This window comes from Streptomyces sp. NPDC048106, from assembly GCF_040706415.1.
Lineage (GTDB): Bacteria > Actinomycetota > Actinomycetes > Streptomycetales > Streptomycetaceae > Streptomyces.
In genome coordinates, this window is the sequence record NZ_JBEZND010000044.1 from 66,242 (window position 1) to 79,245 (window position 13,004).

The following is a 13,004-nucleotide window of genomic DNA, read 5'->3' on the forward strand; positions in this document are numbered from 1 at the left end:
GATCCGGACCGGGGCGTGGGCGGCGGCGACCGGGCCGTCGCCGCCCACGGAGCGCCCGGCGGCAGCCGGCCGAAGGGGGCCGGCGGCGGCGCCCGCGCGGGCCGGGTTCCCCAGCCCGGACAGGAACCGCAGCGCGGAAGCCGGCGTGAGGTGGACGGCCGTCACCTCGTTCTCGGTGATACCGAGGGAACTCAGCGTCTGCCACGGGGGCACTCCGGTGCCGGGCCGGCGGGTCGGGTGCTCGTCATTCCCGGTCTCGTTCACGAGGCTCTCCTGCCGCGCGGGGGGCGGAGCGCCGACCGGTCGCCGCGGCCCGCGAGACGCAGCCGCAGGAGCTGGAGGACGAGCCAGCGCCGCATCGCGCCGAGGTGGGCGGGCGAGCCGTGCACGTCGTCGAACGTCTTGAACCGCACGTCCTGGACGTGGCGGCGCAGCAGTTCCTGGTCCCCGGCCGGGATGATCTCGTCGCGGCCGCTGACGACGTACCGGACCGGAATCCGCACCTGCCGGAGCTGCTCCGGGGTGAGCGCGAACCGCCCGAGCAGGCGCCGCAGCGCGCCGAGGTCCTCGCTGCCGGTGAGGCGGCGCAGGGTGTCGGCCGTGATGCCGGGCACCCGGGGCCACCAGGCCTCGTCCCGGAAGAAGTCGCCGACGGGCGCGCCCACGGTGAGGACGCGGCGGATGCGGGAGTCCTCGGCCGCGGCGCGCAGGGCGAGATGGCCGCTGAAGCTGAGCGCGAGCATCGAGGTGTCGGACACCTGGGCGCGGTCGGCGAGTTCGTCGAGCAGGAAGCCGAGGATGCGCCAGGAGCCGGGTCCGTAGGTGAAGGTGTTCTCGCCGACGCCCGGCAGTTCGGTGACGACGGCGGCGTAGCCGAGTTTGCGCAGCAGGGGCAGCAGCGGCGCCCACTGTTCCTTCACGCTGACGATGCCGCCCATGACGATCAGCAGCGGGCGGGGCTTGTCGAGCCCGGTGGCCCAGCAGGTGAGGGTGCCGTCGCAGTGCTCGAACTCCAGGCGCTCGATGCCCTCCTGGCCCTGGCGCCACTGGTCGAAGGTGTCGACGCACAGCCGTTGGGCGTGGGCGCGGTCCGCGTCGCCGTGGTAGGGGAACCGGGCGAGCGCGAAGTGCCGGCACGCGTCGAGGAGGTCGCCGCGGCCGGCGGCGGCCCGGCCCTCGGCGGTCCACACCGCGGCCCACGACCGCGGGTCCGCCGCGGTGTCGTTGGTGATCCGGGTGAGGACGCGGGTGACGTGGTCGGGCCTCATGCCCTGGCCCCGGGCGTGCAGGCGGGCGAATTCCCTGAGTTCTTCGAGATGGTCCATCGGTCTCCTAGCCAGGGCAGATATGGCAGCGGCGGGGACGGGAGCGCGCGGCGGTGGTCAGTCCAGGCCGGCCAGGTACGCCTCGACGGCGTCGGCCGCGACGGCCGGGCCGTCGACCGACCGCATGCGCTCCCGCATGGCCCGCACCCGTTCGCCCACCGAGGGGTCGCCCGTCACCCGCTCCGCTGCCTCGCGCAGGCTCTCCACGCTGACGTCCTCCTTGGCCAGCACGCTGCCCAGGCCCAGTTCCGCCACGCGCAGGGCGTTCGCCCGCGTCTCGTTCGTCGGGGGGACGAGGACCATGGGCACGCCGTTGTCCAGTGACTCCATGGTGCTGTTCATGCCGCCGTGGCTGATGAACAGCTGTGCGTGGCGCAGCACGTCGAGCTGTGGCGCGTACCGCCGTACGTCGACGTTCGCGGGCAGCGGGCCGAGGCCGGCCGGGTCGGTGTGGTCGCCGACGGTGATGAGGACGTCCCACTCGGAGTCGCCGAAGGCCTTGATGGCCATGGTGAAGAACTCCGGCCAGCCCCTGGCCGAGGTGCCGAGGGAGATCAGCAGGACGGGCCGGTCCGGTGACGCCGGCTGCCAGGTGCCCTGGTAGGGGCGTTCGGCGATGCAGGGTCCGGTGAAGACGAACCGTTCGTCGAAGGTCTCGCCCGCGTACTGGAATTCGCGCGGCAGGAAGACGAGGGCGCGTCTCTCGATGTGCGCGAGGAAGCCCATCGGGTCGGCGGGCAGCCCGAATCGGGGCAGCGCCGCCGCGAGTCCCCGCACTGCCTCCACCATCCGCGGGTCGGTCAGCTCGGCCACCGGGAACTTCTCCCGGATGGAGAAGTGCTCGTTCGCGGCGAAGACGGGGTACGTCCGGATCACCGGGACGTCGTGCGCGGCGGCGAAGAAGCGCGCGCCCCATGCCATGAAGTCGTGGACGATCAGGTCCGGCCTGTTCTCCTCGTAGAAGGGGCCGACCTGTGCCACGAGGGACGTGGCCTCCTCCAGGCTCCGCAGTCCCTCGCCCGCGAACTCCCCGGGCGTGAGGGGGGCGCGGTAGAAGTCGCCGAAGACCGAGTCGTAGGTGACCGGTTCGGCGCCGGCGGCCTTCACGATGGGGGCGAAGTGCTCCGTCCCGGTGCAGGTGACGCGATGGCCCCGCCGCACCAGTTCCTCGACCACGGCGATCGTGGGGTTGATGTGGCCTACAGCCGGGAAGTTGAAGAAGGCGATGTGCCGTCGCACGTGGGTCTCCTGCCGTTCATCCATTGCCGTCGGTTTCGCCGGGGGCGGCGAACCGGTCTATTTCGTCGAGGAGTTCGGCCTGTCGCAGGGTGGCGCCGGGGTCCGGGAGGGTGCCGGAGCGCACGGCGGCGGCGAAGGCCGCGACGGTGGCCGCCACCTGGTCGTGCGGGGCGAGCCGGATCTCCTCGCTCTTCCCGTCGCGGTGGAGGCCGATCACGGGGACGTGGTCGGCGGGCGGGGTGAACGCCCGGTCGACGGTGATGCTGCCCTCGCTGCCCCACAGTTCGTATGCCGAACGGTAGGCGTGCTCCATGCCGAAGGTGATCTGGGCGGTGGCGGTGCCGGGCGTGCTCAGCAACGCGGCGCCGGAGGTCTCGACCCGCCGTCCCGCGCCCCGGGTGAGCCGGGCGCCGGTGACGTGGAGGCCGGGGCCGAGGAAGTGCAGTGCGGCCCGCAGGGGGTAGATCCCCACGTCCGCCAGGGCCCCGCCGCCGAGGTCCGGGTCGTACCGGATGTCGCCGTCCGGGAGCGGGGGGATGGTGAACGCCGCGTGGAAGGCGCGCGGTTCGCCGATCGCGCCGTCGGCGACCAGGCGTTGTACGGCCCGGTGCCGGCGGTGATGGACGAACATCACGTTCTCCATGAGCACCAGGCCCCGGGCGTCGGCGAGTTGGAGCAGCTCGGCGGTGCGGCGGTGGTCGGTGCTCAGGGGTTTCTCGGCGAGGACGGGCCGGCCCGTGCGCAGTGCCGCCTCGGTCCACTCCGCGTGCAGGGCCGCGGGCAGCGGCACGTAGACGGCCTGGACGTCGTCCTGTTCGAGGAGCGCGTCGTACCCGTGGACGGGCCGGCAGCCGAAGCGTTCGGCGACCGCCCGCGCCTTGGCCGCGTCCCGGCTGGCCACTGCCGCGATCTCGATGCCGGGGTCCGCGGCGAAGGCGGGGAGCATGCGGCGCACCGCGATGCCCGCGCAGCCGAGCACCCCGATCCGCAGGGGGCCGGTCACCGGGCCCGCACCGACGTCGCGTTGAGGCAGGCGAGCAGGGTGCGGGCCTGGACGTTGAGGTAGTGACCGTGCCGCACCAGGGAGGTGAGCTGGCCGGGGGTGACCCAGGCGTAGCCGGGCGGCGGGTCCTGCGGGGCGTCGCTCTCGTCCGCGTCGACCAGGAGGTAGCGGCTCACGGCGTTCAGGAAGCGGCCCCCCTCCTCGGAGTGGAGGGCCTCGTAGCGGACGCGGTCCGGGGCGGCGCGCATCACCGTGTCCAGGAACAACGGGCGTTCGCGGGCGGGCAGATGGGCGTAGTTGTCCGGGGTGTACTGCACGGTGGGTCCGAGTTCCACGGTGTCGAGGAAGCCTGCCTCGACGCGGGCGTGCGCCAGGAGGTGCGGGACGCCGCCGAACTCCCGGACGAGGAAGGCGGTGACGCCGCGGCCGACCGGCTGGAACAGGGGCTGGGTCCAGCCGGTCACCTCGCGGTTTCCCGCCCGCACGGACACGGCGACGACGTCGAAGTAGCGGCCCGTCTCGTGTTCGATCGTGCTCTCGCGGCGCTTCCAGCCGGGCAGGTGGTCCAGCGGGACGCGTTCGGCCCGCACGCTGTGCCGGGTGCGCTCGCCGGTGATCCAGGAGAGCAGTTCGGTGTCGGAGTGCAGCGCGCCGTCCCAGGCGTCGCCGAAGGGCAGGCAGGAGAGCACCGTGCGCGAGTCCATGTTGACCACGTTGTCCAGGTGCAGCAGTTGGGCGATCTGGCCGAGGGTGAGCCAGCAGAAGTCGTCGAGGAGGGGGACATCGCCCACCGCCTCGACCACCATGTTGCGGTTGGACTTGTGGTGGAACCAGGAGCCGTGTTCGGAGTGGAGCACGTCCGCGACGACCCGGCCGCGGTCCGGCCCGACGAAGTACTCGATGTACTTGACGTCGGCGCCCTGGTGGGCCTTGGTGTAGTTGCTGCGGGTCGCCTGGACGGTGGGCGAGAGCTGGAGCAGGTTGGGGTTGCCGGGCTCCATCTTCGCCTGCATCAGGAAGTGCGGCACTCCGCCGAACTCCTTGACGAGGATGCCCAGGACGCCCACCTCGGGCTGTCTGATGATGGGCTGGTACCAGTCCGCGTAGGGGCCGTCGCCGTACGGTTCGCTCTCCTCCGTGACGTGCAGGCCCTCGACGGTGAAGAAGCGTCCGCTGCGGTGCACGAGGTTCCCGGTGGTCTCCTGGAACGACCAGCCGTCCAGCTCCGCGAACGGGATCCGTTCCACCTGGAAGGTGTTGGCCCTGCCGCGTCCGGCCAGCCAGCCGGCGAAGTCGGCGGTGCGCAGGTGCGCGCCTTCGGTGGTGGCCGCGGAGAGGGCGATGCGGTCCTGCAGGCTCGTGTTCGCGCGTGTCCGGAGCGTGTGGGTCGACGGCATCGGAGAGGCCCCCTGCCTTTCTGGTGAGGAGAGTGCGGCCGGGTCAGGCCTGGCCGGCCGCGGTGAAGTCGTTGCTGGTCGCGGTGGACTCCGCCGGGGTGGTGGACCGGGTGGCCACGTCGGCCGTGCCGGCCCGCGGTCCCGCGGCGGGCGGCCGGTCGGTGGCCGTCGGCGGGTCCGCGACACCGGTCGGGGCGCGGGCCGCCCCCGTCGTCCCCGTCGTCCCCGTTCTCCTGGGCGGCCCCTGGTACGGAACCCGCCGGCGGGCCCCGCTCCCGGGCGAGGGAGTCCGGATCCCGGTCCGGGAGGGGGCGCCGACGGGTGCTCAGCCGTGCTGGGCCACGAACTCCTTGATCGTGGCGGTCATGTAGTCGAGCATCTCGTCGGTGAGTCCCGGGTAGACGCCGATCCAGAACGTGTGCTCGGTGATGACGTCGCTGTTGGCGAGGTCGCCGACGACCCGGTGCGGCCGCCCGATGTAGGCGGGCTGCCGGGTGAGGTTGCCGGCGAACAGCCGCCGGGTGCCGATCTTGCGCTCCTCCAGGTGGGCGACGAGTTCGGCGCGGGTGAAGCGGGCGTCGGGGTCGACGGTGATGACGAAGCCGAACCAGCTGGGGTCGGACTTCGCGGTGGGCTCGGGGAGCAGCAGGCCCGGTACGCCGTCCAGCCCCTCGCGCAGCCGGCGCCAGTTGCGCCGCCGCGCCTCGACGAAGCCGTCCAGCTTGTCGAGTTGCGCGAGGCCCAGCGCGGCCTGGATGTCGGTTCCCTTCAGGTTGTAACCGACGTGGGAGAAGATGTACTTGTGGTCGTACCCGGCCGGCAGGTCGCCCAACTGGTAGTCGAACCGCTTGAAGCAGGTGTTGTTCTTGCCGGGTTCGCACCAGCAGTCCCGGCCCCAGTCGCGCAGCGATTCCACGATGCGGGCGAGGCCCAGGTCGGAGGTGAGCAGGCAGCCGCCCTCGCCCATGGTGAGGTGGTGCGCGGGATAGAAGCTGACCGTGGTCATGTGGCCGAACGTGCCGGTGAGCCTGCCGTCGTAGGTCGAACCGACCGCGTCGCAGTTGTCCTCGATGAGGTAGAGGTCGTGCTCCGCGGCGAGCTGGGCCACCTCCGCGACCTCGAAGGGGTTGCCGAGCGCGTGCGCGATCATGATGGCCCGGGTCCTGGGTCCGATCGCCCGGGCCACCCGCTCGGCCGTGGTGTTGTACGTGGCCAGCTCCACGTCCACGAAGACCGGGACGAGTCCGTTCTGCAGGATCGGGTTGACGGTGGTGGGGAAGCCGGCGGCGACCGTGATCACCTCGTCGCCCGGCTGCAGCGCCCGGTCACCGAGTTCGTGCTGGGTGAGGGCGGAGACGGCGAGGAGGTTCGCGGACGAGCCCGAGTTGGTCAGGTGGGCCTTGCGCCGCTTCAGCCGCTTGGCGAAGGCGGACTCGAACTTCCGGGAGCTGGGGCCGGCCGCGATGCGCATGGTCAGCGCCGCCTCGACGAGGGCGACCCGGTCCGCCTCGTCCAGCACCGCGCCGGACGGCCAGATCTCGGTCACGCCGGGCACGAACTCCCGCGCGGGCGCGGTCTCCCGGTGGTACCTGCGGACCTCGTCCAGCACCAGTTCCTTGGGGTCGGTGGTGTCGCTCATCATGTCCTTCCGTTGGCTGGTGCCGGCACCGCGGCCGCGAGCAGGTCGCGCAGCGAGTCGTCGAGAGTGCGGCGCGGCTGCCATCCCAGGAGCCGCAGCGCCCGGGAGACGTCGAGTTGCTGCCACGCCACGTCGGTACGTGGGGACGGGCCCGGGGCGGCCTCGGTCACCGGGATGTCCAGGCCGCTGAGGCCGACCATGCGGTCGATCAGCGCGCGCATCGGGACCGCCTCGCCGCGCCCGACGTTGATCACCCGGCCGCTCACGTCGGCCTTCGGCGCGGTGGCGGCGGCCCGTACGGCGTCCACGGTGTCGTGCACGTCCGCCAGGTCGCGGTGGGCACGCAGCGGCGGGAGTCTCAGCTCCTCGGGCTCCTCGCCCCGGGAGCGGGCGCGGGCGGCTTCGTCGAGGTGTGCGGCGACCCGGCCGAAGAGGCTGGCGGGCGGCACCCCGGCACCGATCACCTGGGCGAGCCGGAGGACGACACCGTCCACACCGTCGTCCGCCACGGCCCTCAACACGGCCCGGGTGCCGAGGAGTTTGGTGCGCCCGTACGGGGTGACGGGTGCGCACTCCTGCTCCTCGCGGGTGCCGGCGCCGGGCGTGCCTGCGCCGTACTCGTGGACGCTGCCGAGGTGGATCAGCCTCGGAGGGCGGGGCAGTCCGGCGAGTGCCCGGGTGAGGCGGCCGACCAGGTCCGCGTTGCCCGCGGTCATCGCGGCCTCGTCGCCCTGCCAGACCCGGCCGGCGGCGTTGACGACCACGTCGGGCCGCACCGAGGCGAGGAGGGCGCCGAGGTCCCGTGCGTCGGCCGCGACCAGGTCCATGGTCACGTGCCGCGCGCCCGCGGCTCCGTCCCCGGCCGGGCGCCGGGACACCAGGTGCACCTGCGCGCCGTCGGCCTGGAACGCCTCGCCGATCCTGCGGCCCAGGTAACCGGTGCCGCCGAGCACCATGACCCGCGGCCCGGCCGCCGTGCCGTGCTCAGCTGTCCGCACGCTCGCCCCCGTACTTGACGGACTTCCACCAGTCGGGGTGGTCGCGGTACCAGGCGACCGTGGCGGCCAGACCCTCCTCGAACCCGATCCGCGGCGCGTAACCGAGTTCTTCGCGGATCTTGGACTCGTCGATGGAGTACCGCAGGTCGTGCGCCTTCCGGTCGGCGACGTGGCGGATCATCTCCGTGCCCGCACCGGTCAGTTCAAGCAGGTGTTCGGTGATGGCGCGGTTGGTGCGCTCGTTTCCGCCGCCGATGTTGTAGACCTCGCCGGGCCGGCCGCTGTCGAGCACGAGGTGGATGCCGCGGCAGTGGTCGTCCACGTGCAGCCATTCGCGGATGTTGCGTCCGTCGCCGTACAGCGGCACCTGCCGGCCTTCCAGCAGGTTGGTGACGAACAGCGGGATGAGCTTCTCGGGGTGCTGGTAGGGCCCGTAGTTGTTGGAGCAGCGCGTGACCGAGAGGTTCACTCCGTGGGTGCGCCAGTAGGTGCGGGCGACCAGGTCGGAACATGCCTTGGAGGCCGCGTAGGGGGTGTTGGGCAGCAGCGGGCGCTCCTCGGTCCAGGAGCCCTCGGCGATCGAGCCGTACACCTCGTCGGTGGAGACGTGCACGACCCGCTCGACCCCGCTGGCCAGCACGGCGTCGAGGAGGGTCTGGGTGCCCAGGACGTTGGTGCGGAAGAACGGGGCCGCGCCCTCCAGCGAGCGGTCCACGTGGGACTCGGCGGCGAAGTGCACCACGGCGTCGTGTCCGGGCAGCAGGTCCCGCAGCAGGCCCAGGTCGCAGACGTCGCCCTGGACGAACTCCAGGCGCGGGTGCGAGGCGGGCAGGTTGTCGCGGTTGCCAGCGTAGGTCAGCTTGTCCAGCGCGGTGACCCGCGCGTCCTCCCACCCGGCGTACGCGTTCGCGAGGAGCCGGCGGACGAAGTTGGAGCCGATGAAACCGGCTGCTCCGGTGACGAGGATCCTCATGCCGCGACTTCCACTCTGGTGTGGTCTCCGACGACCAGGCGGTAACGGTCCGCGCTCTGCCCGCTGGTGCCGACCGAGGCGGAGCGGCCGATGACGGAACTGCGCAGGCCCTGCACACCGGTGACCGACGCACCGTCCAGGGCGATGGAGTACTCCAGCCGGCTTCCGGTGACCGTGCACGCGCGGCCGATGGACGTGTGCGGGCCGATGTGGCTGTCCTCCACGACCGTGCCCGCGCCGATGATCACCGGCCCCTCGATGCGGGAGCGCACGATGCGCGCCCCCTCGCCCACGGCGACCGGCCCCGTGAGCACGCTGGCGTCGTCGACCTCCCCGGCCACGGCCGGGCGCAGGCCGTCCAGGATGTGCCGGTTGCACTCCAGGACGTCCTCGACGTTCCCGGTGTCCTTCCAGTAGCCCTCGTACCGGCCGGCCCGCACGTCCGCGCCGGTCGACACCAGCCACTGGATCGCGTCGGTGATCTCCAGCTCGCCGCGGGCGCTGGGCTCGATGGAGCGTACGGCCTCGTGGACGGCGGCGGTGAAGAAGTACACGCCCATCAGGGCGAGGTCGCTGCGCGGCTGCTCGGGCTTCTCCACCAGGCGCCGCACCTCGCCGCCGGGACCGAGTTCGGCGACGCCGAAGGCGCGCGGGTCCGGGACCTTGTACACCACGACGTGGGCGGCCGGGCGGTGCGCGGCGAACTCCTCGGCGATGCCGGCGATCCCCTCCGGCAGCATGTTGTCGCCGAGGTACATCACGAAGTCGTCGTCGCCGAGGAACTCACGGGCGATGACGACGGTGTGGGCGAGGCCGAGCGGATTCTCCTGCTGGATGTAGGTCAGCCGGGCCCCGAAGCGCGAGCCGTCCCCGAGCGCCTGCCGGATCTCCTGGGCGCGGTCGCCGACGATGACGCCGATCTCGGTCACGCCCAGGTCCAGGATGTTGCCGAGGACGTGTTCCAGGACCGGCGTGTTGGCGATGGGGATGAGCTGTTTGGGCATGGAGTAGCTGAAGGGCCGCAGGCGGGTGCCCGATCCGCCGGCCAGCACCAGAGCCTTCATGGGAGGTCCTCTCGGTTCATGTGTTGATGCCTCTTCGGTCCGGTGCGCGGTCCGGCCGCTCGGCCGTGCCGGCTCGATCCGGACCGTGGGCGGCCCGCGGCACCGGGGTGGCGCCGGGTCGGACGGGGGCGTAGTCCGGCAGCATGCCCGCGGCCAGGGCCTCGGCCAGCGTCGGTGCCTTCGCGTCCTTGTCCGAGATCAGCGGTGTCCCGGCGCACTCCCAGGGAAGGTCCAGGTCGGGGTCGAGCGGATCGATGTCGATCTGGGTGCCGGGGACGTACGTGGTGGAGACGACGTAGCAGATGCAGGCGTCGTCGGTGAGCGCCAGGAACCCGTGGCCGACGCCCTCCGGCACGTACACGGACCGCCCGGAGTCGGCGTCCAGTTCGTTGACCTGGTGGCTGCCGAAGGCGGGCGAGCCGACCCGCAGGTCGACGACGACGTCCCGCAGCGCGCCCCGGACGCAGGTGATGAACTTGGCCTGCCCCGGCGGGATGCTCACGCTGTGGATGCCGCGCAGGGTGTGGCGCCGGGACACCGAGTAGTTGATCTGCCGGGGCCGGAAGACGATCCCCGCGGACCGCTCCAGTTCGTCGGTCCGCAGCGACTCGTAGAACACACCCCGGCTGTCGGACAGGTGCTCCGGCTCGATCAGAAACGTGCCCGGGATGCTCAATTCCTCGACGCGCACGCTCGCCCCTCCCTCTCAGGCCGGCCGGCCCGTGCCGTACGGCGGTGGGTACCCCGGCTCAGCCGCGGTGCTCGGCGGTCAGCCGCTCCAGGATCGGGACCACGTCCTTCGGCGCCGGAGCGGCCAGCATGTCCTCGTAGAGGGCACGGGCGCCGAGCTGGAAGGACGGCTCCTCGATCAGCCGCAGGAGGTCCTTGTGCAGGCTGTCGACGTCGATCGCCGCGGGGTCGGCGACCAGTCCGGCGCCCCGGCGGGCGACGTACCGCCCGGTGACCATCTCGTCCCACATCGGCATGGGCACGATGAGCTGCGGGACCTTGAACGCCACGGCGGCGGCGAACGTCCCGCCGCCCCCGTGGTGGATGATCGCCGAACTGGTGGGCAGCACCTGGTTGAGCGGGACGTAGGCGAGGGCGCGGACGTTGTCCGGGAGCGTGCCGGCCGCCTCCAGTTGCTCGCTGTTCAGCGTCGCCACGAGTTCCAGGTCCAGACCGGACACGGACTCGAAGAACTCCCGTAGCGGGAAGCCGCTGTGCCGGCCGGCCAGCAGCCGTCGGCTCACGCCCAGGGTGAGCACGGCGCGTGGCCGCTCGGGCCGGGCGTGCAGCCAGCCGGGGAGCGTGGCGGCCCCGTTGTACGGGACGCGGCGGACCGGGACGTACGTCAGGTCCACCGGGGTGCGCATCCGGGGCTGGGTCAGGTCCAGGGTCCACTGGCCGGTCAGCGTCTCCTCGGTGAAGTCGAGGCCGTAGCGCTCCAGCACCGGGCGCAGCCACGGCATCCACGGGTCCTCGGTCAGGCCCGAGGAGGGTTCGGCCAGTTCCTCGCGCGTCCTGGCGCGGACGATCCCGATGTTGTCGTTGCCGAACAGCAGACGCGCGTGGGCGGCGCCGCAGGCGCGCGCGGCCACGGCGCCGGTGGGCGCCAGCGGGTCCCACAGCACCAGGTCCGGACGCCAGTCCTTGGCGAACTCGACCAGGGCGTCCAGGACGGGCCGGCGCCCGCCCTCGACCGCCGGCGGGGGGTAGTACGCGTTGAGCATGCCCCCGAGCACGGCCCTGGCCGTGCGCCAGGCGTCCGGGTCCTCGGGGTCGAGGGCCAGGGTCGGCCGGTTGGGGCCGGCGCCGGCGATGAGGGGGGCGAGCGAGGCGGTGAGTTCCTCCTTGCCGCCCAGCGAGACCGCGGTGAGGCCGGCCGAGGTGATGTTCTCGATCACCTTCTGGTCGACCACACCTTCGGGGCTCGCCACCACGACCTCGTGACCGGCGCTCTGCAGCGCCCACGCCAGCGGGATGGCTGGATAAAGATGTGCCGATGCCGGAAAGATGGTGAAAAGAACGCGCATCGCTGACCTCTCCAGAGTGCCGGCGCCGTGCCGACGCGTACGGTTCGCACGCATCCTGCGGGCGCCCTCTAAAGAGCCGCTAGTGCACCGCGAGGCGGCTACGGGTGAGGCGTCGTACCACCCGGGTGACGCACGCACACCTCTGACCGAAGGTTCATCAGAAAGGGTGAATTGACCTCAATTCTTTTCCAAATGACCACCGGATGCGCGGTTGTGTGCTCAGAAGGCTTCGAACAGCGCACAATTTTTACGTGGTTGACTTACGATCTCCGCAGGATGGAGGCCGTGGAGATGACGGAAACGCACGAACGGTCCGACAGCGGCGGGCGATTCGAGAAGTGCCGGCGTCCTCCGGGCGGTCCTGTGATACGGATACTGCTCGCCGAGGACATGAACATGGTCCGCGGCGCCCTGGTCGCCCTGCTGAACCTCCAGGACGATCTCGACGTGATCTGCGAGGTCGCACGCGGGGACGAGATCGTCGACATGGCGCTCAAGCACCGGCCCGACGTCGCCATCATCGACATCGACCTGCCCGGCATCGACGGCCTGTCCGCGGCCGGCCGGCTGCGCGAACGGCTCCCCCAGTGCCGCGTCCTCATCCTCACCAGCCTCGGGCGCCCCGGCGCCCTGCGCCGGGCGCTGGAGGCACGGGTCGCCGGCTATCTCCGCAAGGACGCCCCGTCCTCCGAACTGGCCACCGCGGTACGGCGGGTGGCGGCGGGACACCGAGCGGTCGACCCGGAACTGGCGCTGGCCGCCTGGGGGGAGTACGAGAGCCCCCTCACCAACCGGGAGACGGAGGTGCTGCGGCTCGCGGCGGAAGGCGCGGAGCCACAGGAGATCGCCGCCACGCTGCGCATCTCGGCGGGGACGGTGCGCAACTATCTGACGACCATCGTCGGCAAGCTCAACGCCCGCAACCGCGTCGACGCGATCCGCATCGCGCGCGACTCCGAGTGGCTGCTGTGACGGGGCGCCGGGCCGTGACCGGCCCGCGCACCACCTGCCGTTCCGAGTACGCCTGACGCTCCCGGTACACCTGGCGTTCCCGGCGAACCACGGCCCGGCGGCACGGCTTTGGCCGATCACAAGGTGCGCTCCCTAGCGTGCGGCGGCAAGCAGCCCGCTGCGTCGACGCGAAGGAGCGGCCCATGGCCGTGGACACGACTCATCCGAGTGACACGAGCACCCCCGGAGAATCCGGCCGAGCACCCCGCCCGCTTCACGAGGTGCGCCGCCTGGACCGGGTGATCATCCGGTTCGCGGGGGACTCGGGTGACGGCATGCAGCTCACCGGGGACCGGTTCACCTCGGAGACCGCTTCCTT

At 72.0% G+C, this 13,004-nt stretch carries 12 protein-coding genes; 2 read left to right on the forward strand and 10 right to left on the reverse strand.

Annotation, left to right across the window (positions count from 1 at the left end; all coding sequences use genetic code 11):
• Window positions 1-260 precede the first annotated feature (260 nt).
• Genes AB0927_RS33225 through AB0927_RS33240 form a run of 4 tightly spaced genes read right to left on the reverse strand, consistent with a single transcriptional unit; the run spans window position 261 to window position 4,964 of the window.
• Entirely contained in the window at window positions 261-1,325 is a 1,065-nt protein-coding gene (locus AB0927_RS33225; RefSeq protein WP_366671507.1) for an alpha/beta hydrolase, read from the reverse strand.
• A 57-nt stretch (window positions 1,326-1,382) separates the two neighbouring features.
• Window positions 1,383-2,564: a macrolide family glycosyltransferase gene (locus AB0927_RS33230; RefSeq protein ID WP_366671509.1), complete on the reverse strand. Its 1,182-nt coding sequence runs from the start codon at window positions 2,562-2,564 to the stop codon at window positions 1,383-1,385.
• A 16-nt stretch (window positions 2,565-2,580) separates the two neighbouring features.
• Window positions 2,581-3,567 carry a Gfo/Idh/MocA family oxidoreductase gene (locus AB0927_RS33235; protein WP_366671510.1) on the reverse strand — a complete coding sequence of 329 codons (987 nt, stop codon included), beginning with the start codon at window positions 3,565-3,567 and terminating at the stop codon, window positions 2,581-2,583.
• Window positions 3,564-4,964, reverse strand: a complete 1,401-nt coding sequence (locus tag AB0927_RS33240) for an NDP-hexose 2,3-dehydratase family protein (RefSeq protein ID WP_366671511.1) — start codon at window positions 4,962-4,964, stop codon at window positions 3,564-3,566. Before AB0927_RS33240 ends, AB0927_RS33235 begins: the two co-directional genes overlap by 4 nt.
• Before the next feature lie 32 nt (window positions 4,965-4,996).
• Here AB0927_RS33240 and AB0927_RS33245 point away from each other — a divergent pair, with 32 nt between their 5' ends.
• The gene (locus tag AB0927_RS33245; protein WP_366671513.1) at window positions 4,997-5,335 is read left to right on the forward strand and encodes a hypothetical protein; all 339 of its coding nucleotides are present in this window, start codon (window positions 4,997-4,999) and stop codon (window positions 5,333-5,335) included.
• Here AB0927_RS33245 and rfbH read toward each other — a convergent pair.
• The 6 genes from rfbH to AB0927_RS33275 are packed head-to-tail and all read right to left on the reverse strand — an operon-like array spanning window position 5,290 to window position 11,728.
• On the reverse strand, window positions 5,290-6,603 hold the full coding sequence (rfbH, locus tag AB0927_RS33250) for a lipopolysaccharide biosynthesis protein RfbH (RefSeq protein WP_366671514.1): 1,314 nt from the start codon (window positions 6,601-6,603) through the stop codon (window positions 5,290-5,292). The two genes, AB0927_RS33245 and rfbH, sit on opposite strands and share 46 nt — an antisense overlap.
• The gene (locus AB0927_RS33255) at window positions 6,603-7,601 is read right to left on the reverse strand and encodes an NAD(P)-dependent oxidoreductase (RefSeq protein ID WP_366671516.1); all 999 of its coding nucleotides are present in this window, start codon (window positions 7,599-7,601) and stop codon (window positions 6,603-6,605) included. The genes rfbH and AB0927_RS33255 overlap by 1 nt, the downstream gene beginning before the upstream one ends.
• Complete coding sequence (gene rfbB, locus AB0927_RS33260) at window positions 7,588-8,574, reverse strand: dTDP-glucose 4,6-dehydratase (protein ID WP_366671518.1); 987 nt, start codon at window positions 8,572-8,574, stop codon at window positions 7,588-7,590. The genes AB0927_RS33255 and rfbB overlap by 14 nt, the downstream gene beginning before the upstream one ends.
• On the reverse strand, window positions 8,571-9,638 hold the full coding sequence (locus tag AB0927_RS33265) for a glucose-1-phosphate thymidylyltransferase (RefSeq protein WP_366671519.1): 1,068 nt from the start codon (window positions 9,636-9,638) through the stop codon (window positions 8,571-8,573). The genes rfbB and AB0927_RS33265 overlap by 4 nt, the downstream gene beginning before the upstream one ends.
• Before the next feature lie 16 nt (window positions 9,639-9,654).
• Window positions 9,655-10,329 (reverse strand): dTDP-4-dehydrorhamnose 3,5-epimerase family protein, encoded by a 675-nt coding sequence (locus AB0927_RS33270; RefSeq protein WP_366671520.1) that lies wholly within the window; start codon window positions 10,327-10,329, stop codon window positions 9,655-9,657.
• Between the two features lie 58 nt (window positions 10,330-10,387).
• Complete coding sequence (locus AB0927_RS33275; protein ID WP_366671521.1) at window positions 10,388-11,728, reverse strand: nucleotide disphospho-sugar-binding domain-containing protein; 1,341 nt, start codon at window positions 11,726-11,728, stop codon at window positions 10,388-10,390.
• A 309-nt stretch (window positions 11,729-12,037) separates the two neighbouring features.
• Between AB0927_RS33275 and AB0927_RS33280 the strand changes: the two genes are divergently transcribed.
• Complete coding sequence (locus AB0927_RS33280) at window positions 12,038-12,646, forward strand: response regulator transcription factor (protein WP_366671533.1); 609 nt, start codon at window positions 12,038-12,040, stop codon at window positions 12,644-12,646.
• The last annotated feature ends 358 nt before the right edge of the window (window positions 12,647-13,004 follow it).

Bases quoted from the DNA above. Each gene is read 5' to 3' on its own strand.
- AB0927_RS33225 (WP_366671507.1), bottom strand. From the start codon at position 1,325: ATGGACCATCTCGAAGAACTCAGGGAATTCGCCCGCCTGCACGCCCGG.
- AB0927_RS33240 (WP_366671511.1), bottom strand. From the start codon at position 4,964: ATGCCGTCGACCCACACGCTCCGGACACGCGCGAACACGAGCCTGCAG.
- rfbH (WP_366671514.1), bottom strand. From the start codon at position 6,603: ATGAGCGACACCACCGACCCCAAGGAACTGGTGCTGGACGAGGTCCGC.
- rfbB (WP_366671518.1), bottom strand. From the start codon at position 8,574: ATGAGGATCCTCGTCACCGGAGCAGCCGGTTTCATCGGCTCCAACTTC.
- AB0927_RS33265 (WP_366671519.1), bottom strand. From the start codon at position 9,638: ATGAAGGCTCTGGTGCTGGCCGGCGGATCGGGCACCCGCCTGCGGCCC.
- AB0927_RS33275 (WP_366671521.1), bottom strand. From the start codon at position 11,728: ATGCGTGCGAACCGTACGCGTCGGCACGGCGCCGGCACTCTGGAGAGG.